The 22,767-nt window shown below is 42.3% G+C and carries 26 protein-coding genes; 2 read left to right on the plus strand and 24 right to left on the minus strand.

What is annotated here, in order from left to right:
- Positions 1–5: 5 nt before the first annotated feature.
- The 22 genes from QY97_RS07500 to QY97_RS07605 all read right to left on the minus strand — a co-directional run bounded on the left by QY97_RS07500 (position 6) and on the right by QY97_RS07605 (position 18,847).
- Complete coding sequence (locus QY97_RS07500; protein WP_039236515.1) at positions 6–341, minus strand: head-tail adaptor protein; 336 nt, start codon at positions 339–341, stop codon at positions 6–8.
- A 1-nt stretch (position 342) separates the two neighbouring features.
- Positions 343–663, minus strand: coding sequence for a head-tail connector protein (locus QY97_RS07505; protein ID WP_039236518.1), 321 nt, complete (start codon positions 661–663; stop codon positions 343–345).
- Positions 664–689: 26 nt separating this feature from the next.
- Positions 690–902, minus strand: coding sequence for a head fiber protein (locus QY97_RS07510; protein ID WP_039236521.1), 213 nt, complete (start codon positions 900–902; stop codon positions 690–692).
- A gap of 12 nt (positions 903–914) precedes the next feature.
- A complete protein-coding gene (locus QY97_RS07515) occupies positions 915–2,108 on the minus strand; it encodes a phage major capsid protein (protein WP_039236524.1) in 1,194 nt (397 codons plus the stop codon).
- A 19-nt stretch (positions 2,109–2,127) separates the two neighbouring features.
- Positions 2,128–2,817, minus strand: a complete 690-nt coding sequence (locus QY97_RS07520) for a head maturation protease, ClpP-related (protein ID WP_039236527.1) — start codon at positions 2,815–2,817, stop codon at positions 2,128–2,130.
- On the minus strand, positions 2,818–4,062 hold the full coding sequence (locus QY97_RS07525; protein WP_001048933.1) for a phage portal protein: 1,245 nt from the start codon (positions 4,060–4,062) through the stop codon (positions 2,818–2,820).
- Between the two features lie 43 nt (positions 4,063–4,105).
- Positions 4,106–5,710, minus strand: a complete 1,605-nt coding sequence (locus tag QY97_RS07530; protein ID WP_039236532.1) for a terminase large subunit — start codon at positions 5,708–5,710, stop codon at positions 4,106–4,108.
- 88 nt (positions 5,711–5,798) lie between these two features.
- The gene (locus tag QY97_RS07535; protein WP_001002418.1) at positions 5,799–5,987 is read right to left on the minus strand and encodes a DUF5049 domain-containing protein; all 189 of its coding nucleotides are present in this window, start codon (positions 5,985–5,987) and stop codon (positions 5,799–5,801) included.
- A gap of 78 nt (positions 5,988–6,065) precedes the next feature.
- A complete protein-coding gene (locus QY97_RS07540) occupies positions 6,066–6,293 on the minus strand; it encodes a DUF4314 domain-containing protein (RefSeq protein ID WP_028988120.1) in 228 nt (75 codons plus the stop codon).
- A complete protein-coding gene (locus QY97_RS07545; RefSeq protein WP_001166740.1) occupies positions 6,290–6,982 on the minus strand; it encodes a hypothetical protein in 693 nt (230 codons plus the stop codon). The genes QY97_RS07540 and QY97_RS07545 overlap by 4 nt, the downstream gene beginning before the upstream one ends.
- Positions 6,983–7,082: 100 nt before the next feature.
- Positions 7,083–9,242: a DNA cytosine methyltransferase gene (locus QY97_RS07550; protein ID WP_039236539.1), complete on the minus strand. Its 2,160-nt coding sequence runs from the start codon at positions 9,240–9,242 to the stop codon at positions 7,083–7,085.
- Positions 9,235–10,476, minus strand: coding sequence for a site-specific DNA-methyltransferase (locus QY97_RS07555; RefSeq protein ID WP_039236542.1), 1,242 nt, complete (start codon positions 10,474–10,476; stop codon positions 9,235–9,237). The genes QY97_RS07550 and QY97_RS07555 overlap by 8 nt, the downstream gene beginning before the upstream one ends.
- On the minus strand, positions 10,451–11,632 hold the full coding sequence (gene metK, locus QY97_RS07560; protein ID WP_148090322.1) for a methionine adenosyltransferase: 1,182 nt from the start codon (positions 11,630–11,632) through the stop codon (positions 10,451–10,453). Before metK ends, QY97_RS07555 begins: the two co-directional genes overlap by 26 nt.
- A gap of 17 nt (positions 11,633–11,649) precedes the next feature.
- A complete protein-coding gene (locus tag QY97_RS07565) occupies positions 11,650–12,201 on the minus strand; it encodes a P27 family phage terminase small subunit (RefSeq protein ID WP_039236549.1) in 552 nt (183 codons plus the stop codon).
- 111 nt (positions 12,202–12,312) lie between these two features.
- On the minus strand, positions 12,313–12,672 hold the full coding sequence (locus tag QY97_RS07570; protein WP_039236553.1) for an HNH endonuclease: 360 nt from the start codon (positions 12,670–12,672) through the stop codon (positions 12,313–12,315).
- 155 nt (positions 12,673–12,827) lie between these two features.
- Positions 12,828–13,241 (minus strand): DUF1492 domain-containing protein, encoded by a 414-nt coding sequence (locus QY97_RS07575; RefSeq protein WP_039236555.1) that lies wholly within the window; start codon positions 13,239–13,241, stop codon positions 12,828–12,830.
- The gene (locus tag QY97_RS07580; protein WP_019155136.1) at positions 13,238–13,456 is read right to left on the minus strand and encodes a hypothetical protein; all 219 of its coding nucleotides are present in this window, start codon (positions 13,454–13,456) and stop codon (positions 13,238–13,240) included. Before QY97_RS07580 ends, QY97_RS07575 begins: the two co-directional genes overlap by 4 nt.
- On the minus strand, positions 13,456–14,817 hold the full coding sequence (locus QY97_RS07585; RefSeq protein ID WP_039236563.1) for a DEAD/DEAH box helicase: 1,362 nt from the start codon (positions 14,815–14,817) through the stop codon (positions 13,456–13,458). The genes QY97_RS07580 and QY97_RS07585 overlap by 1 nt, the downstream gene beginning before the upstream one ends.
- Positions 14,798–15,079: a VRR-NUC domain-containing protein gene (locus QY97_RS07590; RefSeq protein WP_039236566.1), complete on the minus strand. Its 282-nt coding sequence runs from the start codon at positions 15,077–15,079 to the stop codon at positions 14,798–14,800. The genes QY97_RS07585 and QY97_RS07590 overlap by 20 nt, the downstream gene beginning before the upstream one ends.
- A gap of 218 nt (positions 15,080–15,297) precedes the next feature.
- Positions 15,298–17,664 carry a virulence-associated E family protein gene (locus QY97_RS07595; RefSeq protein ID WP_039236569.1) on the minus strand — a complete coding sequence of 789 codons (2,367 nt, stop codon included), beginning with the start codon at positions 17,662–17,664 and terminating at the stop codon, positions 15,298–15,300.
- On the minus strand, positions 17,661–18,095 hold the full coding sequence (locus tag QY97_RS07600; RefSeq protein ID WP_039236572.1) for a DUF7768 domain-containing protein: 435 nt from the start codon (positions 18,093–18,095) through the stop codon (positions 17,661–17,663). The genes QY97_RS07595 and QY97_RS07600 overlap by 4 nt, the downstream gene beginning before the upstream one ends.
- Positions 18,095–18,847 carry a phage antirepressor KilAC domain-containing protein gene (locus QY97_RS07605; RefSeq protein ID WP_039236574.1) on the minus strand — a complete coding sequence of 251 codons (753 nt, stop codon included), beginning with the start codon at positions 18,845–18,847 and terminating at the stop codon, positions 18,095–18,097. Before QY97_RS07605 ends, QY97_RS07600 begins: the two co-directional genes overlap by 1 nt.
- A 311-nt stretch (positions 18,848–19,158) precedes the next feature.
- Between QY97_RS07605 and merR1 the strand changes: the two genes are divergently transcribed.
- Positions 19,159–19,554, plus strand: a complete 396-nt coding sequence (gene merR1, locus QY97_RS07610; protein WP_039236578.1) for a mercury resistance transcriptional regulator MerR1 — start codon at positions 19,159–19,161, stop codon at positions 19,552–19,554.
- 56 nt (positions 19,555–19,610) lie between these two features.
- Positions 19,611–20,069 (plus strand): putative iron-sulfur cluster-binding metallochaperone, encoded by a 459-nt coding sequence (locus QY97_RS07615; RefSeq protein ID WP_039236581.1) that lies wholly within the window; start codon positions 19,611–19,613, stop codon positions 20,067–20,069.
- Positions 20,070–20,250: 181 nt separating this feature from the next.
- Here QY97_RS07615 and QY97_RS07620 read toward each other — a convergent pair whose 3' ends face one another.
- Together QY97_RS07620 and QY97_RS07625 are read right to left on the minus strand one after the other, a co-directional pair.
- The gene (locus QY97_RS07620; protein WP_039236653.1) at positions 20,251–22,185 is read right to left on the minus strand and encodes a DNA polymerase; all 1,935 of its coding nucleotides are present in this window, start codon (positions 22,183–22,185) and stop codon (positions 20,251–20,253) included.
- A complete protein-coding gene (locus QY97_RS07625; protein WP_039236584.1) occupies positions 22,182–22,709 on the minus strand; it encodes an NUMOD4 motif-containing HNH endonuclease in 528 nt (175 codons plus the stop codon). Before QY97_RS07625 ends, QY97_RS07620 begins: the two co-directional genes overlap by 4 nt.
- Between the last annotated feature and the right edge of the window lie 58 nt (positions 22,710–22,767).

Consider the following 22,767-nt stretch of genomic DNA (forward strand, 5'->3'; position numbering starts at 1 on the left):
ATCCATCACCTCACAGTTGGTTCTAGCTTTTCAGCTAAAACCTCGACATACATTCCTCGATTTCTTACATCCTCAACACTTAAAATCTGATATCTTCCATCATCACAGACGATGACCATTTCATTCGTCACCTTAAGTCCGAAGATTTTCCTGAACCTGAATAGGGAAGTTGCAGATGAAAATGATGCCATATTCGTCCACCGTTCACTGCCATGCCGATCTTCCTTATAAGCAAGTACACTAGCGAGTATGTTGTCACCTTTTGTGGCGAAGCCTTCCTCATCCTTTATTGGTACCGTACAGATGATATCGATGAAGGTGTTCATCTTTCCAAAACTCATACTAAACACCCCACTCTCGGTCAAGTCGTAAAAGTAAGTTCACTGTGTTCCATACTTGTTGCCCCGCCTGTACACTATCTGCAAAGAAACCTGCCGTCGAGCCATCCCTGCTTTCATAGAAATGACTCGACAACATAATCACTGCCTGTTCTGTTGTTGGAGGCATGGCATGGGTTTCATAATAGTTTTCAGGAACATGCTGATAGCTCTGTGCATATGAAACTGCAGCAGTGATAAATCCAATAAGGAGGGAATCATCCTGATCATGCGTTAAAATTAAGTTCGCTTTAACTTTAGGCAAGAGATTATCTGCCACTGCCATACTACCAACCTCCTTTACATTCCACCTTAGTCAGTCTCCATAAGCCCCGCTGCCTTTAGTTTGGCGAGCAGAGAATTGAAGTCCGTAACTAATCCAGCAACATCGGTAGCTATGCTGTCTGCCTGATTTTCAAGAACAGGAAGCCCCGTAACCGAGGCCCCCTCTTTAATTTCTAAAACGCCACCGATAACAGTTTTTTCTCCGCCTTGTTCGGTATAGTTCTTCGTGTTATAACTCATAAAGCACCTCCGTTAGGCTTTCTGTTGGAGTACCTTAACGGCCTCCGGTAAGATAAGCTTTCCGTCAACTCGTTGAGTCGCAATAAATCCTACTTGACCTGTGACAGCATAGAGTTCATTTAAGCGTTTGAATACTCGTCCTTGACGGTCTGCCACCCAGTAATAACTAAAATCACCGAATACCACAGTCTTTGCACCTGCTTCAATAGTAGGTACATATGCTGAGGTGTACAGCGGACGGTTAAGGATCATATCAGGTGTTCCTGCCTGGATGGAAGGTTGCCATAGGTATTGCCCATTACCGTCTTTCAATTTACGAATAGCCTTTATTGTGGCATCGTTCATTACGAATACTGCCTTATTACGATAAGGTGCTTTTAAGCTGTAGAATAAATCTAATACCTCATCCAAAGTGATGGCAGTGGCACTTGCCGCAGTAACACCAACTTGGCCGCCTCCTGTCGCATTAAGAATGCCTGTTGGCTTTCCTGTACCGTCACCTACAAAGAAGGCTTCCTCCTCCTTGTTACCAATACGACGTGCGAATTCTCTCGTGATATAGCTTTCGAGATTAAACACGGAATCATTTAGCAGTTCCTCAGAGACTTTAATCATCGTTGCTAGTTTATAAGCACCAATCGATACTTGACCGAAGCTGTCATCACTTTCTGGAATGGCTCCTTCTTCATCTATCCAGCTAGCTGTGCCTTTGCTTGCAACAACAGGAATCTTACGGTCACCAGAAGATGTAGTGATTACATTGGCCAACCTACGGAAAATATTTTCTTCCTCTAGAGCTTCTACTAAATTACGCTCAAACTCATCTGGCACAAGGAATCCGCCTTCAGAATCGGTGCCAATCTTTAGAGCGTTTCTTACTTCATAGCTGACATTGTCACGCATAGCGTTCCAGAAAGCTTTTTTGTATTCAGCACTTGCACGACCAGTCTTTTCCTCTCCAGTTCTAGTAGGTTCGTTCGTAATTGGGTTACTGATTGCTTTCGACAGTTCCAAGTCAATAGTTGCTTGACGTTCCAAACGCTCAATTTCCCTGCCAAGAGCCACCACGTCTGCTTCCATTTTTTCATAGGTTGTCGTGTCCTCAGCGGATAACAGTCCGTCACCGCCACGTTTTGAATCAAGGAATGCCTTTGCTGCGTCCCAAGCTTTAGCGCGTTTCTCACGCAATTCAAGAATTTTACTCATTGTTATTTCCTCCTTTAAATTAGTGCAAAATTAAAGAAAGCCGCTTATCCAGCGACTCAATGGGTGTACCTGTTTTCTGTTTTGGTTGTTTTGGCAGTTTGCTGATAAGCGAGTTAGTAACCGCCATCCTGCTAAAGATAAGACTATCCGTCAAATCTGGTGTTTCACTTTCCATGAACATGATCTTGTCTGCAAAACCAAGTTCAATGGCTTTATTCGCATTCATCCATGATTCTGCGTCCATCAGATGGGAGAGCTTTGTTCGGGAAAGACCCGTTTTTAACTCATAGGCATTAATAATGCTTTCCTTGACCTCATCCAATAGAGCCTTTGCCCGCAACATTTCCTCACTGTCACCGATAGCAATCGTTGATGGGTTATGGATCATCAGCATGGAAACAGGGGACATATATACATCTCCACCAGCCATTGCAATAACGGATGCCGCACTTGCCGCAAGCCCATCAATCTTTACATTGACTTTTCCGGTATACTCCATCAGCATGTTATAAATCTGGGCTGCTGCGAACACATCACCACCAGGGGAATTAATCCACACCGTAATATCGCCGGTGCCTGCCAGCAATTCATCTTTAAAAATCTTAGGTGTGACCTCATCGCCCCACCACGTTTCTTCGGATATCACTCCATTTAAATAGAGGGTACGTTCTTCATCAGAATCTCGCACCCAGTTCCAAAACTTCCTCATTTACTGACCTCCTTCGGTTTTGGCAAACGCACCTGCGTCAGCCAGTTTTGTCATATTTCCGTTAACCAGATATAAATCGCCGCCTTCCTCAGCCGGTATTCTGTTCATGTCCTCCAGTTCACGGATATCGTTGGCTGACATCCAGCCATTTTGACGACCTGTAGCGTAGCCATTCATACGACTTTGGTAATCACCACGAAGCAGACCGTCCAAATTGAACTTGATAAACAGTGAAGTTTTCTCAGAAGGCAAAATAAGCGATTGCTGGAGACTTTGTTCCCATCGCACCACCCAAGGATCGAGGGTGTATTTTACAAACTCCAAAGACTGCTGCTCAATATTGGAGAAACTGGATTTCTCTAAATCTCCCACCATATGGGGCGGTACTCGGAAAATCCTCGCAATCTCATTAATTTGGAATTTCCGTGTTTCTAGGAATTGTGCCTGTTCAGGCGGGATACCAATGGCTTGGAACTTCATGCCCTCTTCCAACACAGCAATTTTGTGAGCATTGCCTGTGCCTTGGTAGGCACTATTCCAACTATCCTTGACCCTCTGTATATCTTTGATTACTCCTGGGTGTTCCAGCACACCTCCGGGATTAGCACCATTGGCAAAGAATGCCGCACCGTACTCTTCAGTAGCAAGTGACATACCGATTGCATTTTTCGCCATAGCGATTGGGCTATAGCCAATGAGTCCATCAAAACCTAAGCCAGGTATGTGTAGAACTTCATCTTTACGGAGTGTGACATAGCCACCTTTTGGGTTTAGGCCACTTTCATCAGTATCACGATAGTAGGTATAGACCAGCTCTCCGTTTGTTGCTCGACTAACTTCCATCTTGTTAGGAAGTAGGGGATAAAGTGCAACTGCCTGCCCACGACCGTTTCTGACCACCTGTGCATAGGCATTTCCCCAAAGTAAAAGATGACTCATCAGTGTTTCTCGAAACACGAATGAAGTCATCTCTGGATTTGGTTCATCATGAAGAAGGTAATACAGCGGATGGAAAGGAATCCTTTCTTTACCTCCATCAGAACGATATCTATATACATGAAGTGGCAGTCCGGCAATCGCTTCAGCTAATATCCTTACGCAGGCATACACTGCTGTTGCCTGCATTGCAGTACGTTCATTAACCATTTTGCCAGATGACGTACCGCCAAACAGGAAGGAGAACGCACTACCCACACGATTTTGCGGTTTGTCTCTTGAACGAAACAGTCCTTTTATTAGATTCATAGGCATCACCTCCGAATATAAACATTGTGCTAACCATTAAGGTTTAAAAGACAATCAAACCTCGCTCGTCATACACCGAATCTCCACTATTACCTGAGCCACAACGAATAGCACGATCAAGTGCCATGATAGTTGCCACCGCGCCATCTATTTTTTCTGTACTTTTTTCTTTATCCGGCTTCACGTTGCCCGCCGGATCAGTTTTTATAAAGATGTTGTCCATCATCCAACGAAGTACTGGATGCCCACCGTGCGCTATTCTTTCTTCTAATGTCAATTTCATCAGTTCTTTGGTTGGTGGTGACATATCTTTAAAGCCTTGACCGAAAGGAACGACAGTAAAGCCTAATCCTTCAAGGTTCTGAACCATTTGAACAGCTCCCCAACGGTCAAAAGCAATTTCTCGAATGTTATACTTTTCTCCAAGTTCCTCAATAAACCGCTCAATGTAGCCGTAATGTACTACATTGCCTTCTGTAGTTAGAATATACCCTTGCTTCTCCCAAAGATCGTATTGCACATGGTCTCTTCGGACTCGGAGGTCAATGTTGTCCTCTGGCATCCAAAAATACGGAAGAACAACGTATTTATCTGTTTCATCCTCCGGTGGAAACACCAACACAAAGGCTGTAATGTCTGTTGTAGAAGATAGGTCAAGACCTCCATAACATACCCGCCCTTCAAGACTTTCTGGAATAACTGGAAATGCACAGGCATCCCATTTTGCCATTGGCATCCAACGGACAGACTGTTTAACCCATTGATTCAAGCGCAATTGCCGGAAGCTATTTTCCTCAGCTGGGTTCTGCTTTGCACTTTCACAAGCAGCCCTTACCTTGTCAATCCCCACCGTAATTCCCAAGCTTGGATTTGCTTTCTTCCACACTTTTGGATCTGTCCAATCATCCTCTTCTTTGGCACCATAGATTACGGGATAAAAGGTAGGATCGTATTTTCTGCCCTCAATAATATCAACCGCTTTTTGGTGTGTTTCGTAGCAGATACTCTGAGTATCCGTCCCCGCAGTGGTGATAAGAAAATACAGCGGTTGGGTCCTTGCATCCCCAGATCCTTTCGTCATAACATCAAATAGTTTCCGATTTGGCTGAGTATGAAGTTCATCAAAAACAACACCATGTATATTGAAGCCGTGTTTGGAGTAGGCTTCAGCCGACAATACCTGATAGAAGCTGTTGGTCGGCAGGTACACCAATCGCTTAGTTGAAGCAAGCAACTTTACTCGTTTATTCAGCGCTGGACACATCCGCACCATATCGGCTGCTACTTCAAATACAATTGATGCCTGCTGGCGGTCAGCGGCACAACCGTACACCTCTGCCCGTTCTTCACCATCACCGCAAGTGAGGAGAAGCGCAATTGCTGCGGCAAGCTCGCTTTTTCCCATCTTTTTAGGTATCTCTACATAAGCAGTGTTAAACTGCCGATATCCATCTGGCTTTAAAATTCCGAATAAATCACGGATTATTTGCTCCTGCCAATCGATAAGTTCAAAAGGCTTACCTGCCCATAAACCTTTCGTATGGGAGAGTGCTTCGATAAAAGCTACAGCGTAATCAGCAGCATCCTCATCGTAATATGAACCATCAGCTATAAAGGCGGTCGGCTTATATTTCTTCAGTTTCCGCATAAACACCGCCCCTTTATGAAAAAGGACAAAAGAAAAGAGCCTCAATCCTATAGATGAAGCCCTTCTTCTTATCCTAGTTTAATTTTATTTACTTATTTTCATCCACTTCCCCCGTCAGTATGAAATGAGCATATTCCGCTTTATGGTCTATTATATAAACTACCAATTCATAAAACCCTCGTTCATTTGCTTCATACTGGACTCGGTTCACATCAAACATATTTGTGACTCCACTTTCTCGGATGGAAAGGATTTGTTCCTTGATTATTTCATTCATTAGTTGACTCCTTCGAAAACAATACTACAATATAAATCTACATATTTACTGCCACAATTGGCTTAAATTGTGTATGTTTTACTCTTCGATTTTCTTGCATAAATCCTCACCAAAGGCCACTCCAAGAGAGCCACCGGAATCCCAACTGACATGAATCGTTCCTATGTCGTCAACACTAGTAACCGTACCTTTAGATCCAGTTTGAAGTTTGGTATAAGGGTCGTTCATTTTAAGTAGCATGACACGAGTTCCTGGAGTGTAATAGCTTCTTAGTTGCTTTAACATTTCAGGGTGAATGATATTCATTGTTCACTCACCTCCTGCTTGAACGTTCCGCTTTTGAAAGCGGAGCTACCTGAAAGCCTCGAGAGGAGAATCTTTCGTCCCATCTTATATTCTGGTCCTATAAAACCAAGCCTTAGCAGGAAGCAACGGAAAGCGTACTTTTCATTCTCTACTGATTTCTCGGTGGAATTGACACGGGTCTGTTTTTTCGCCATTTCGCAAAGTGCCGTGACAAAATGGGTGTATGCCTTAACCTCCTCTGAGGCGCACTTACCTTGAAACCAAGGGAAGGTGACATATTCCTCATCTTCAATGATGGGAATGGAGTCCGTATCAAGTGCTTTCTTTATAAGAGTAGCTTTACTTTCTACTAATCCTTTTAGGTTCTCGATTGCCGTGTCGGTAAAATCCGCCCGTGGCATTTGAATTATCAGATTGATAGATTCTTCCCTTTCATTTACTTCTGCTTTCGGAAGTGGTGTGTCAAATTCTTCTGAAATTGCTTTGAGATCGTGAAATCTCAATAGATCATCGACCAGTTCCTTATTGTCTGGTCCACTTAGAACTCCGTTTTTGTTAACATTGTAGTCTGCCACCTCATATGCAAATGTAGGTGCTCCGAGATATTTTACAGGGGCATTTAGTTCTTGGCTGATTGCGTTAACCAGTGCTTTTCTTTTTGGTCCTGTAACATTATAGTTAATCTGCATTTTCATACCGCCTTTCTACTTTCGGTACGTACATATATCACTCTAAAAGCTGTTATTATCAAGTCATTTAGAGCATCTTTCTGTAGAAAATACGTTTCCATTAATCGGCGGTATTTTGTGTAGATAACACAATGCCAGTCAGCACAAAACAAACGCATGGAAGTGCTACACCATTACCCCACATTTTGTATTCAGCTGAATCAGAATGAGGATTGTTAAGCCATTTTATAATCTGATTTCTTGTTTTTGGCTTTTTACTTTTACCTATAATTTTGCGGTGGGTTTCCCAAACCTCCGTCCAGAATGAAATTTCATCTTCTGTAGGATTTTCCGTACCAAGGTCATCACACCAATCATCGGGGAAGCCTTGCAATCTTGCACATTCCGTTGGTGTAAGCCTTCGAACAATATAGTCCAGTTCAACCAATCCATTTTGATAGCCTGGATTGGTGCCATTGATAATCGTATTTGATGTACCGTCCTGTCTGTAGCATTGACTTTCAGCTTTCATCTGAGGATAAAATGATGCTGGTTGTGCCACTGCTCCAGGACCTTTTGCTGTAAGCGTAGGTTGCTGTTCTTCATCTATAGTCGGTTTATAAAGAGCGTTCTGTCCTTGATTAAAAGCCGCCCGATCAATACCGTAAGAAGGCTGAGTCACAACAGGAGCATCCTTATAATCTCTCGACAATAGAGTAGGTGCTTTATCTTCTTCAACCTGTGCATAGGCTCCGGTAGTCATGGCATAGGCAACAGCATGACGATCAGCGGTATTAAGTGTAAAAGAAACCTCTTCATCTATACCGCTTCCTTGGGGACCGTTTTTATCCTCTCTTCCAATCATCGAGCCTTGAAGAGCAACCACTGCAATACCACCTTGATTACATCCTGGATTTCCTCCATTGGCATCAATGGTTCGAGAAGTATCCGCTTCATATATACCGCTATGCGGATTGCTAGACTGCATGGAATTGCTTTTATCAGAGCAGATGCCATATGCGGTAGGCACAAAAACGGTTTGATCATTATTGCATCCAAGAGTTGCAGACTTATCATCTTGTATCAATGCACCCTTACCACCGCCTTCACAGCCGGAGCGGATTTTTAACGTTTTAGGAGTGTTCATAACAAGGGGGACATTCCCTCCACCAGTTCCCATCCGAGAGGTCAGCGTCTGTACTTTATTATCCTCGGAAAGTTTCACACGGCTATCAGTTGGATGATTTTCTATTACAACTGCCGTTTGATTATCTCCCATGTTTGCACGAAGTGATCCACTTAAGTTTTCGTCAGTATGACCACCAACTCGAGAAGCAGCGCCCGGTTCAAAGGACATGACTGTACCTGGAACAACACCTGCTCTAAGGGTAGGTGAGCGTTCTTCCTCATAACCAACACTTCTACTCTTGGCGCTGTGTTCGGTACAAAATCCACTTGACTGCATTATGCAAGGCTGATGTCCATGTTCCTCTGCACGAAGCGTTGCAGTAATATCTTTAGAAACAGACATCACTCTTCCGCCTTGGTCATTTAGGCAAGTTATGCTATCGCCTGTTTTTCCAGTGCAGTTTTTAGCATTGTCGGCAGTTCTTTGCCACGGGCTGCCGCCCGGCGTAAAATTCCTTGGCATGCCTTCGGACTCAAATAGTATTTCTCCGGCACATTTGTCTGCAAAATCTGCGACAAGGTAGATTCTACGACGACGTTGGGGGACTCCGAAATATTGCGCATCGATAGTTCGGTAAGCCACACTCCATCTGTCTCCCATATAGATGTCTGCGTAAGGCCATCGTCTTTTTTCAGGAAAAGGCACCGAGGTGTTCGGCTCTTTGACGCTGATGACCGTTTCGAGGACTGCCTTGAAGTCTTCTCCTTTATTTGATGAGAATGCGCCGGGGACATTTTCCCATACTGCATACCTTGGATATTGTCCATTGGTCTTACACCTCATTTCCTTGATAATTCGGATTGCTTCATAAAAAAGGACGGATTGCTCTCCATCCAGACCAGCTCTTTTACCCGCCACACTCATATCCGTGCAGGGAGAGCCAAAGGTTATAATATCTACAGGCGGAAGCTCCGCACCATTCAATTTGTTGATATCCCCATTATGCTTCATCTGAGGGATGCGTTTGGTCGTAACCCGTATAGGAAACGGCTCAATTTCAGATGCCCATAAAGGCTCAATGCCACAAAGCAAACCACCTAAAGGAAAACCACCACTGCCATCAAATAGGGAGCCAAGTGTCAATTTACTCATCTTCACTCACCACTGGCAAATCACAATATCGGAATTTCGAACCATCTCTTAAAAGAAACACACCATCAGAATTTCCGACTTGCTCAATATACCTTTTCACGATGACATCGCAGTACTTTTCATCCAGTTCAATGGTGTAACAGATTCTATCTGTCTGCTCACAGGCAATCAGTGTGCTTCCTGAACCACCAAAAGGATCAAGCACGATACAATTAGAAAGGCTTGAATTCAAAATAGGGTAGGCCACAAGTGCAACTGGCTTCATCGTAGGATGATCACTGTTTTTCTTCGGTTTCTCAAATTCCCAGATGGTGGTCTGCTTTCTATCGGAATACCAGTTATGCTTACCTTTCTTTTTCCACCCAAAGAGAATAGGCTCATGCTGCCACTGATAAGGGGAGCGACCGAGAACAAGGGACTGCTTTTTCCATATACAAGTACCGGAAAGATAAAACCCCGCATCAGAGAATGCTCTTCTAAAATTGAGTCCTTCGGTATCCGCATGGAATACATAAATAGAAGCGTCCTTTACCATCGCTGCTTCGGTGTTCTGAAATGCTGCAAGCAGGAAATCGTAGAACGCTTCGTTAGCCATATTGTCATTTTTGATTTTTCCAGCGGTGCCTTCATAGTTAACGTTATATGGAGGGTCCGTAACTACCAAATTAGCAGTTTTCCCATCCATCAAGACATCAAAGGTGTCTTTCTTTGTACTGTCTCCGCAGACTAATCGATGCTGCCCAAGTAGCCAAACATCCCCTAAATGCGAAACAGCGGGCTTTTTCAGCTCGCTGTCTACATCGAAATCATCTTCTTTTATATTATCCTTAAGGGAATCCTTGAAAAGATCGTCCAACTCTCCTGGGTCAAAACCTGTCAAAGACACATCAAAGTCTGAAGCATTTAAGTCCGTGATGAGAAGTGCTAATTTGTCTTTATCCCAATCACCACTTATTTTATTTAGTGCAATGTTCAGCGCCTTCTCCTTTTGCTCATCCATTTCAACAACTACGCATTCTATCTCATCCATGCCCATACTCAGCAGGATTTTCAAACGCTGATGACCTCCGATGACTCTGCCTGTGGTCTTATTCCATATTACGGGTTCTACATATCCAAACTCCTCAAGGGAGCGTTTTAGTTTCTCATATTCCGGATCACCCGGTTTTAAATCCTTCCTTGGGTTATAATCAGCGGGGATGAGTTGTTTAGTTTTTATCTTCTCTATCAACATACTTTTCCACCGCCCTTCTAAATTCACTGTACTTATTTACATCCTCCCACGGGAATAGACAACTATTAAAGTGACCATAAACAGCTGTATCAGAGTAAATCACATTCCTTAGACGCAACTTCTCTATGATTGCCGCAGGTCTTAAGTTGAAAATCTCCTGTGCAGCAAGAGTTAATATTTCGTCAGAAACAATACCTGTGCCAAGGGTATTTACATAAAAGGCTACAGGATTTGCCTTACCAATGGCATAGGATATACTAACTTCACATCTCTTTGCATATCCACACCAGACGATATGCTTTGCAATGTACCGAGCCATATAGGCACCGCTTCGGTCAACTTTGGTGGGGTCTTTACCACTAAGTGCGCCACCTCCATGGGATGCAAGTCCTCCATAGGTATCAACCATAATTTTTCTACCAGTTAAGCCTGTATCGGCAGCGGGACCACCAAGAACAAACTGACCAGATGGATTGACGAGAAGTTCTGTTTCATCATCAAAAGGGAAATCCTCAAAGCATTGCCATAAGACATTGTTAAGAAGATCTGCCTTAAGTTCTTCCTGTGTTTTATTCTTATCATGCTGCACAGAAATCACAATCGTCTTTATTCTCACTGGAGTGTCCCCTTCATATTCCACCGTCACCTGCGCTTTACCATCTGGGTGGATACCTTTTATCAGTTTCCCTTTTCGGCAATCATCCAGTCTCTTTACAATCCTGTGAGATAGTACAAGGGGTAGGGGAAGCATTTCTCCTGTTTCCTTTGTAGCATAGCCATACACAGTTCCTTGGTCTCCAGCACCTATCGAACCATACTGTTCGTTTATCCCATTTCTTACTTCCAGTGCAGTATCCACACCAGTTGCAATATCTACACTTTGTTTGTGTACAAATACATAAATCAAGAATTTAAGAGGGTTGTATCCAACCTCTTTAAGGACATTCCTAACAATGTATCGGATGTCTATTTTCTCGCTGCAGGAGATTTCGCCCGCCACGATAATTTTCCCTTTGGTTGCCATTACCTCACAAGCGACACGTGATGCTTTGTCTTTACGTAAACATGCTTCTAAAATGCTATCTGCTATGATGTCGCATAGTTTATCAGGATGTCCAGCACATACACTTTCAGCTGTTAAATATCTTTTACTCATTATATATCTCCTCATCTTTATTTTCCTCTGCGGGCAGATAGCAGTCGCTCCATCACATCGTCCTGTGGGTTTAAACCAGAATACTCTGTAGCACAATTCTCTTTAACGATTTGATAAATCTCCATCCACAATCTGTTTGTCTGACTCATAAAGTTCTGACTCATAGCTACATATGGACTTTGAATAGCATTGCCGGTAGTTGGATGCTTGGCAAGAAAGCCAAACTCAGTTACCGCCTCCTCACACTGTATCCATCTGGCCGCACTCATGGCATATCGTTCTAGAAGCTGTGGGAGCACCAAATGGGCACAGCCTCGCTCCTCAAGCCATTTCCAAGTAATTTCATAAATCTCGCTGGCTACTAGGGTTTTCCCGTCCTTTTGCACCGCTGAGAGCATGGCCCTTGGCTTTGGCATTTCCTGCCCCTTCAGGTCAGCGGTATTTTGGAACTCAACGACTTCAAGCTTTCTCTTACCTGGATTTCCCTGTGCAATTTTATCAGCAAGTGGTTTCTTTTTTTGACCAGAGCCTATACGGGCACCGCCACGATTTGTTCCATCTTTGGCCATTCACTCACCTCTTTTCGTTGATGGGTCTATTACCCTGTTTGAAACCGCGAATTTTCACGCGTTGCCCCACGCCCGTTACACAAATGAAAAGCTGTAGAGATTTGACTCCCCCTACCGGGTTCCCCAACGGTCTCCATCTCTTGCTGTGATTGCAGAGTGGCAAGGAGTACAAAGAGCCATCAGATTGCTTCTATCGTGAGTTCCTCCTCTTGCAAGAGGAAGAATGTGATGCACTTCAGCCGCTGGGGTCAGCTTTCCTTCTCTTTTACATTCCTCACAAAGAGGATGAGCCGCAATGTAGCGGTCACGTATCCTTTTCCAAGCACGACCATAACGTTTACGGGTTGCTGGATCACGCTGATACTTCTCATACCGTGCAGCTTCCTTCTTGCTATGCTCTTCACAAAAGCGCTTGTCAGTCAGCTCTGGGCAACCGGGGTAAGAGCACGGTCGCTTAGGTTTCTTTGGCATACTTGCACCTCCTTTTGCCCATAGAAAAAGCCCTCGCAGGAGAAATGCTCCCGTGAAGGCTTCCGTTTACTAATATTCCATACTACCATTATATAACTTTCACTGCGGACAAACAGTGTCATCGTATGCCAAACTGTGCCAAAGTGTGCCAACTTTTATTTGGGAACCTTTAAGTGTTGCAAAGCGGATGAATGAAGTCTATGCACGGTTCTCATAGAAACATTAAGGTTGACACAGATTTCTTCCCAGTTAAGAAAGTTAATGTATCGGTAGCGAAGGAGTAGCTTCTCATCCACGTTTTCCATCTGGTTAATCGCTTCACGGATATCTGACTTCAGCTTTATTAATCGTTCAACCTCATGTTGTATCTGTTGCTCCAAATCTACTATTCTAATCACATACTTTTCAAAGGGTGGGTCAGTACACTTGGTTCGACTGACTTTTTCCTCAAGAACGGGGGATGAAACACTTCTTGATAGTTCCCTTAAGTTTTGTAACTCTTCAAGGTCGGAATTAATCAATTCATTCAGACGATAGGCCTGTTTTAGGAATTCCTTAGCCGTCATCATCGCACCACCTCCTCTTGTAGCTGTTGAATTAACATGTCAGGGTTTAGGGAGGTGAGGACATTGAACAATCCAGAATGAAAGAAGCACTCAACCTCACGTTTTGTATATAAAGCAGAATCATTGCGAGGGTGTTTTGCTAGTCTTTTCAGAGCAAAACGATAATCTTTGACCGCCTGTAGAATAATGGCATTTGCCAGCTTTTCAAATGCATCCATCATACAACACCCCTCGCTTTCCCAAGATTTGCTTTGACCGCATTGATAAGATCGGATTGTGTCTTTTCCTTTCGTTTCAAGGCCCTCATCACATCTTCATCAATCGTGCCTTTTGTAATAATGTGATGGATAACTACGGTTTCATTTTGACCTTGTCTCCAAAGTCTCGCGTTTGTTTGCTGATAGAGTTCCAGACTCCAAGTAAGTCCAAACCAGATAAGCGTTGAACCACCACTTTGTAAGTTAAGGCCGTGTCCCGCAGATGCAGGATGGATAACCGCTACAGAAATATCGCCGTTGTTCCAATCCTTGATATCCTTGGAAGTCTTAATTTCTCTGACATTGAATCTTGTCTTAATACGCTCTAAATCATGATTATACCAATAGGCAATAAGCACAGGTTTTCCGTTAGCACCTTCAATTAAATCCTCAAGAGCATCTAGCTTGCGGTCGTGGATAATATGAGAGTTTTTATCATCATCATAGATAGCACCATTTGCCATTTGCAGGAGTTTGCCAGAAAGGACTGCTGCATTCATGGCATCTATTTCTTCATCAGCAAATTCAAGAACCATCTCTTCACGAAAGTGATCATATACGGATTGTTCTTTGTCATTCAGATACACGGGCACTTCATTGATAACGCACTCTGGCATTTTCAGAAAATCGACTGATTTCATGGAAATGGTGATATCCGAAATGAGCCGATATATGGCATCTTCAGCACCTGGCAATGGTTTATATGAAAATACGATTTGCTGATTACGTTTATCCGGTGTAAAAAAGGAATTGCGGTAGTGAGTTATGTATCTGCCGAGTCTTTTACCCATGTCGAGAATACGAAACTCTGCCCACAAATCCATTAACCCATTACTGGAGGGTGTACCCGTAAGACCCACGATCCGTTTTGCCCTCGGCCTTACTTTTAGTAAACTTTTAAATCTTTTTGCACCATAGGATTTAAAGGATGATAGCTCATCGATTACCACCATGTCATAGTCAAAAGGGATGCCACTTTTGTTTACTAACCAGTCCACATTTTCTCTATTTATAAGGTAGACACTTGCAGGTTTTCTAAGAGCCGCCAATCGCTCCTGCTCTGTTCCAATCGCTACCGAAAACTCCAGCCCTTTTAAATGCTCCCACTTATTTATCTCAGCTGGCCAAGTATCCCTTGCTACCCGAAGTGGAGCAATGACCAGAACCTTTCCAATTTCAAAACTATCAAGACATAAATCAAATATAGCCGTTAGAGTAATGACACTTTTGCCAAGACCCATTTCTAGAAACACCGCAGCAATGGGATGATCTAGAATGAAGTTCGTTGCATAGGTCTGATATTTATGAGGATTGTATTTCACTCAGTATCCCTCCAATCTGCTCAACATCGTCAATGACATAGCAAGTAAAGCCTAACTTCTGTAATTGCCTTATTCTTCTAATCTGTAACGGACGAGGTTTCTTTCTGGGAGCCTTTAATTCCACAAAAGCCATCTTTCCATGCGGTAAAAGCACTAGGCGGTCTGGCATCCCATCTAAACCCGGACTAACAAACTTCGCCGCAATGCCTCCTATCTTTTTTACCTCAGCCACCAGTTTCTTTTCGATATATTTTTCAAGCATAAATACCTCCCATATAAAAAGGCTCGGAACAAGAAAACAACTTTGACCCAATTTTCCTATACGCGCGTGTATACGTGTATGCACAGGCTACTATTACTTCTTTTTACTATTTATAAATAAATAGGATACTTCTTGTTCCACTTGTTCCGAACCGTTGATTTTCCTTATCATTACTAACTTTAGGGAAAGAACCAGTATGAGAACAAGGTAAGGTACAACTAGCTTTGTTCCTCGGTTCGGGAATAAGCTCGTTGCTTTCCATAGATAGGAAAATTGATTGTTCCGTTCTTGTTCCCGGTGTACTTGTTCCACCCACTGATCTTTCTCATAATGGCACCGATGGCATAAGAATCAGATGTTCTCATTGAGGATGCATCTTTTCCAAAACATTCACACCAAATCTCCATATTGCAGACAAGGGTTCTTTTTACTGTTCCAACACGGGTGCCGCCGCCAAATTCGCTACCGCCGAGGAAATTTCTACGCTCGTATAAAGACATAGTGTCCCAATCATCCGGCAAGAGCGTATCCAAGTAAGTACGAACTAGTCCTTCTCGTTCATCTGTTTCCATGGCATCTGCCTGTTCACTAGTTGCCATGGATACATCATCACCTTCAAGGTAGAGTTTTTCTCCTTTCTCATAAAGAACTAGTGCCTCTGCCCAAATCTGCTGTACTTCCTCTTTAGTCATCTGCCAAGCTTTCTTTTTACTGTTGCCGCTAATGCGGACTGGCCAAAATCTACGGTTACCCGTAATATCCCGAAGAAATCCGCTTTCGGCATTGGTAGAACCTACAATCACGCATTGACGGGGATGGCTTTCCACGTTGACTCCATAACTGGCACGGTATTTATCATCCGCCCTCGAAATAAAGGACTTCACAATTTCCACATCCGTCTTACGCATACCAGCAAGCTCACCCAGTTCCAATAACCAATATCCCTGAAGTTTCTCAGCTCCGGATTTATCTTTCATGTCCGTAATGGTCAAACTATCTGAAAACCAATCTCCAGCAAGTTTTGCAAAGAAGGTTGACTTACCGATACCTTGAGGACCGTTTAAGATAAGGACACTATCAAACTTTGTGCCTGGTCTATAAATGCGGGCTACCGCTGCAACCATCGTTTTGCGGATAACTGCTTTTGTATAGGAATTATCTGTTGCACCGAAATAATCAATTAGTAGATTATCTACTCGACTAATTCCATCCCATTTTGGCAGGGAGTCCAGGTACTCCTTAACAGGATGGTAGGCTCGTTCAGCCGCTACCGCTAACACAGCATCCTTGGTCTTGGTAGGTGAATAGACCCCGTATTTGCTACTTAAATACACTTTAAGAAGTGCATTATCTGAATCATTCCAACCCACCTTGATTTGTTCCCAAGGCAGGCCACCTTTGGCATCGATCCCATCACGGTGGCAATTGAAAGCGATATGTTGTAATTCCTCATCATGCCGAATAATCAAGACAATGTTATCCAATGTGTCTTTTATCCGACCTTGCTTATCCAATTCCAAAGCTGTCTGCCAATCCTCATCACTAAACTCCTCTTCAGCCTGTGCCTGTCTTTCCTTAGAAAACTCAACTTTTACTCTTTCATCTTTTATAGCAAACTCGCACATTGCCACAAAAGACGGCATCTTACCAGGAACTGTAGTGGTAGAAGCTTTATCATCTAAAGAACCGAATTTATGAATACGAACGAGATCAAAAGCATTGAGGAGTAATCCACTTGCTGGGTCTGTAGCATGGTGGCTGTATGCGAATTTATCATCATAGATAATCACACCGGCACTACTATCAGCTGGAATATAATCGTATCGCCCTTCCATAGTAGAAGGTGCATAAACTGCACCTAAGAATTTCTCAATTGCTTCACGTACGGGATAGGCACGGCAGAATGTTCCTACAACACCTTCCTTTAAAAGCGGGTCCGCTTGCTCTTTAAGACTGCGATTTATAACTTCAGACTGCCTGCTTGATACTGGCCAAGTTGACGTATCTCGCCAGTTTTCATATTTTGCAAGATAAATATCCGGGTCAAGTAATGCTCCATCCTGCTCTTCGTAGACAAATTCACCGTTAGAGGAAGTGGATGGCCAATACATAAGGCGATGAGCTTCATATGTCGTATCATCGAAAAGATCAATACCAATTTCTTTTGCCACCATACGTCCAACAGCTGCATATGCTTCTTCGCTGATCTCACGAGCAAGGGGAACGATAAGTCTGAGTCTTGGATTTTCTGGTGTGTGCTTATGAGTGGAGTAAACGCAACATTTGAAATCGAAAAGCATACTGATTTGCTCCCAGATATTCGGTCTACCGTAATCCATATCGAGGGTAAGCAAAGAACGACACAGAACATTACCCTTCTTTCGCCTTCCTTCTTTTAAATGTCCTCCGACAAAGCCGCCCACATCCTTGATATCATCTTGCTGCCCTTTTTTAAGTTTCCGATATTCTTCTACTGTTTCCGTAGTGTGTTGCGTCGTCTTTACACGGGAGCAAAAATCCTCCCAGGAGATATCTTTGTTTTTCCATTTCCTATCCATCCGGCTATTGCCTACTGCAATTTTCATAAGCTTTCAACCTCCTCATGCTCCGGACTAAAATATCTGACCGTTTGTCTGCGTTTCTTGGCTACTTCAATTTCCCTCGCCATACCGGTTGAGATGGTATTGCCCAGCACCCACACCTCGGAGCATTTGCCCATGAGCACGATGTCCATAAATATGGCAAGTTCCCGTTCCACAGGATTTTCATCATCCATAAACTGCGGAAACATAAGGTGGGGAGCAATCGGAATACAGTTTTGGTCTAATGCAAACCTGCAAAAGCTGCGAGCCTTTTTAATGTTTCCTTCTACATCACCGGAATAGGGAGAACAGATATATACAAGCGGCTTAAAGGCAGATTTTTTCTCTGCCTTTTCCTTTTTCATTATGTTGGTCAGTGCTTCATGGGGAGTTGGGTCATGGTATCCTTCGTGATTGAATTTGTTGATTCCCATTACACACCCTCCATTTCTATCTGAGGCAAAATACCGTCTGCCTTCATCAGTTCGTAAATGAAGAGTCTGCCTTTTTGTGTCCAATATGTATGGACCTTTGTATGCTGTTGCCCGTTACTGCCAAGGTAGCTATGAGTCTTAGTGCTGGTGTAACCTTTTTCCGCATACTTCTGATATAAAAGCCAAATGCCGCCTTGTTTAAATTGGATACCCTTTTTATTAAGATAGCGGTTCATCCAAATAGCTGACTTACCGTAATCTTTGGCGATTGCTGATGTGGAAATGAGGTCTTTGCAATTTAAAACCACATCGTAATAAGAGACTTTCGGTTTCATTTCTGCAATTTGCTGATTCTGAACAGCAACTGTACCTTCAAGCACTTTATTTTGTTTCCTTACTTGTGTTAGCTGTTGATTGGCAATCTGAAGTGCCCTTGCCATGATTGCTTCTGGGGAATTCCATCTTCTTTCTATTTCAAGAAAGTATTGACGGCACTCTTTCCCTTTTGGAGTACGCTGTATCATGCACAGCTCTTTTGCCATGTCAATTGTTAACTGATGGTCAATGCTTGGTCTGCCTCCAGTACTTTCGCTCAAAAATGAGCTAAAGTCTGATCCTTCCTCAAATCCGTACTCACACATTCTTGGAAACCAGTCTTTATAAGCGGTCTTTACTTCCAAGGCTTCATGTAAATCACGACCGAGTACGGTTGGTTGTTGATTTTCATAGTTGATTTTTACTAATTCGTCCATACGAATTACCTCCTGCAATATAGTCAGAGAGGAAACCCCTCTACCTAATAGCCACAGGAGGTAATGATTGTTGAGGATTTTGAAAAATTAATTTGGAATTCTGATTATCGTGCGAAATTTGTATATGCTAAAATGGATTTAAAGATTGATTCAGCAGTTTTTTATTTCAACAAACGGACCTGATTTATCGAGTAAGGCTTATTGAAAAATGACAGTTTATTTTAAGAAAGTAGAACGATAATAGAATATAAAATACTTTCCTTGACCCTGTACTATGGTACAGGGTTTATAATTTATACGAGGTGAGATAGATGCAATACCGTATTGGAGAACTGGCTGAAAAGTGTAGCGTTAACAAAGAGACCATTCGATATTATGAGCGTTTAGGATTAATTCCAGAGCCTAATCGTACCGAAAAAGGATACCGAATGTATTCCCTACAAACGATTGATCGATTGAATTTCATAAAACGAATGCAGGAATTGGGATTTACCTTAAATGAAATTGATAAATTGCTAGGGATTGTCGATCACAACGAAGCAAAGTGCCGTGACATATATGATTTTACTGTTCTTAAATTAGAGGACATCGAGCGTAAAATTGAAGATCTTAAAAAAATTGAACAAATGTTGATAGACCTTAAAGAAAGATGTCCTGAAAACAAAAATATTTATGAATGTCCTATTATCGAAACTTTAATGGATTAAGAAAAGAAAGCAGAAGAATACTTACAGAAATAATAAATTGTAAAGGTGGAAGAATGATGGAAGATTGTTGTAGTAACGTTAAAGAAATAAAAATTGAAAGTAATGGTAATTGTCCATCGTGTAAAAATAAAGCTAAAAATGTAAAGTTGATTACACTAAAATCATTGCTTAAACCATCTGCATTAGAAACATTAAACTCTAAAGAAAATCACTATTTTTGTTCAAACGAAGATTGTGAAGTAGTCTATTTTGATACGAATAATAAAAGGTACATTGTATCTGACATAAAGGTAGCTGTACATCAAAAAGATGACTCAGTAACTACCCCAATTTGTTATTGTTTTGATTGGACAAAGGAAAAAATTAAACAATATGTGGAAAATGGACTTGCTCCTAATCCTGTAGAGCATATTCGCGAAAATATAAAAGAAAACCGATGTGGTTGTGAAGTAAACAATCCACAAGGTAGTTGCTGTTTAGGCAATGTTACAACTTATATTAGAAAAATGTCATAAGGAACCTAAAATTTGCTTTTCTTCAACAAAATAAATTAATATTCTTTGGCAATCTGGCCATTTGTGAAACAAACAAGATAGCACGTACTAATCATAAAATAAGTGCTATCTTGTTTTCTTTGTAAAAAAATTGAAGATATTTCAACCTCTTTCCACACGATAATCCGAATACCCAATGAATTTAATCTTTTTGATAAAACTGACACTCATAGCCGTCAGCACTGAGTAACAGACCATTTGCCCAGGTTGGTGTCTTAGCCATCTGTTCACAGATAGCGGAAAGTGACATTCCCATATCCGCCTCGATGATAATCTCATCGTGTACATGAGCCACAATAGAACAATTCTTTAATGTCTGCATGGCATGACACAAAATGTCACGACTAATTGCCTGAACAATATTCTCTACAAATTTGGGTCCATAGCTTTCGATTCTTTCCCATTTTTTCGTCCCACCGACCCCTTCGTAAGTAACCGATTCACCGCCGAACACATTCTCTCCCATACGAGGTTTCACATAAGAAAGCCGTCTACCAGAAGGGAGGATAATAAAGAGCATTCCACTTTGATATATAAATTTAATGCCATGTGTCGCTGTGGGAGTTTTTTGCTTAACACAAGTTTTTATTGCACGGTCAACATCCCACCAAAGTTTTGTGATATTGGGATTGGATTGTCTCCAAGCCGTTACAAGGGGCTGAAGTTCCTCTTCTTCAATTCCCATCTCCAAAGCACCCATTGATTTTAATGCTCCAACAGATCCACCATAACCGAGGGCAAGTTCGGCTATTTTCCCTTTCTGACGAAGGTGACCGTTCACACCATGCTTTTCAACAGGTACATTAAACATCTGAGACGCACTGGCACAGTAGATGTCACCGCCTTTTTGGAATACATCTATTCTCCATTTCTCACCTGCAAGCCAAGCAATGACGCGAGCCTCAATCGCTGAAAAATCTGCAACGATGAACTTCTTACCTTCTCGCGGTATAAAAGCAGTACGGATAAGTTCCGACAGTACCTCTGGGATTGAATCATAGAGTAAAGTAAGAGCATCAAAGTTTCCGCTTCGAACTAAAGCACGGGCCTGTTCCAAATCGACCATATGGTTTTGGGGGAGATTTTGTAGTTGAATCAGCCTGCCCGAAAATCTGCCAGTTCTATTTGCTCCATAAAACTGAAACATTCCTCTTGCACGACCATCTTTGCATACTGCATTCTCCATTGCCGTATATTTTTTCACCGATGATTTTGCAAGCTGCTGACGAAGTTCCAAAACAGTGCCTAGTGGTTCAGGTGCTGTCTTTAACATCTCAGCAACTGCTTTTTTACCAAGACTATCTGTTTCCAATCCGTTATCAGCAAGCCATTCTTTCATTTGTTGTACAGAGTTTGGATTCTCCAAATTAGTTATATCCTGCATTAAAGCCATTAGCTTTTCCCGCGACTGTTCATCCATCTTGACGGCTTGTTTTACAAAAGCCATGTCAATAGCGATACCACGATCATTGATTTTCTGGTCAAGATGATATTCTGACCATATATTCTCTGGAAGCGGGAATTTAGATAGTCTCTGCTGTATTGACATCTCGGCTTCCACATCACGGAGGTTATATGCTTTAAACCGCTCCCATTTTTCCATGTCGTGTTTCGGCAGATTACGAACTCGTCCTCCATTTGATTTAGTAGGGGAGCATGGTGTACAGAAATATTTAATGAGGTCTTTGCCTTCTATTAATTTTTGTTTTTCCAATCCTAAAACTGCACCGACACCCTCGAGTGAAAGGGGAAGTCCCATATAAGCCGACCATATCATGGAACATTTCCAGGATGTAGGGTCAAGATAATCAGAGAGGTTAAGCCATTTTGATAGACACACACGCTCAAACATAGCATTAAAGGCCCATTTGGTAACGGAATTATCCATAAGGGCATTGATTATTTCTTTTGGGATTTTCTCTCCGCAGGCAAGATCAACCACCTGAACTACACCGCCATCAATCGAATAACCAAACAACAGAATTTCAAAATCATCACTCTCGGCATAACGGTAGACTCCACATTTTTGAAGATTGGCACTACTATAGGTCTCTAAATCTAAAGATAGACTGTTTATTTTAGCCACGAATATAACCTCCCAACTTTTATGTGACTAATAGTTGTTGGGGAGACCTTGTATTTATCCGCTATCTCTTTTCCAGTAAATCCACAGATCAACCTAAAACGAATATCGTATACATCTTCTATACTCAGTTTCCTCCATCTCTTTCCTTGGCGATAAACATCAAGGATATTATCAGTCCGGGTTCCATACCTCAAATTTAATAACCTATTATCTTGTGGATTGCCGTTTATATGCAAAACCTCTGTTCCTTCTGGTGGCTTTCCTACGAATGCTTTCATAACTAATTGGTGGACAGGTACACTATTGCTACCACGTCTTAAAACAACAGATTGATGACCAGCTTTACAATATTGACCTGGTTTTAATATCCTTTCTGGCACAATTCTAAGGAAAGGCTTCCCAGTATACCAATTTCTGCTCATAACTTTTCTTTTAAGGCTTTTAACTCTACCTTCAGAACTAACTTGATATTCTCCCTCGTATCCACGGATATCTCTCCATACTTCTATATCCATTTAATTCCCCCTCTTTCCAATACAAACGAGGTGACAGAAGAACAACTTCCACCACCCC

The sequence above is a fragment of the Bacillus thermotolerans genome, from assembly GCF_000812025.2.
In the GTDB taxonomy this organism is placed as follows: domain Bacteria; phylum Bacillota; class Bacilli; order Bacillales; family Domibacillaceae; genus Quasibacillus; species Quasibacillus thermotolerans.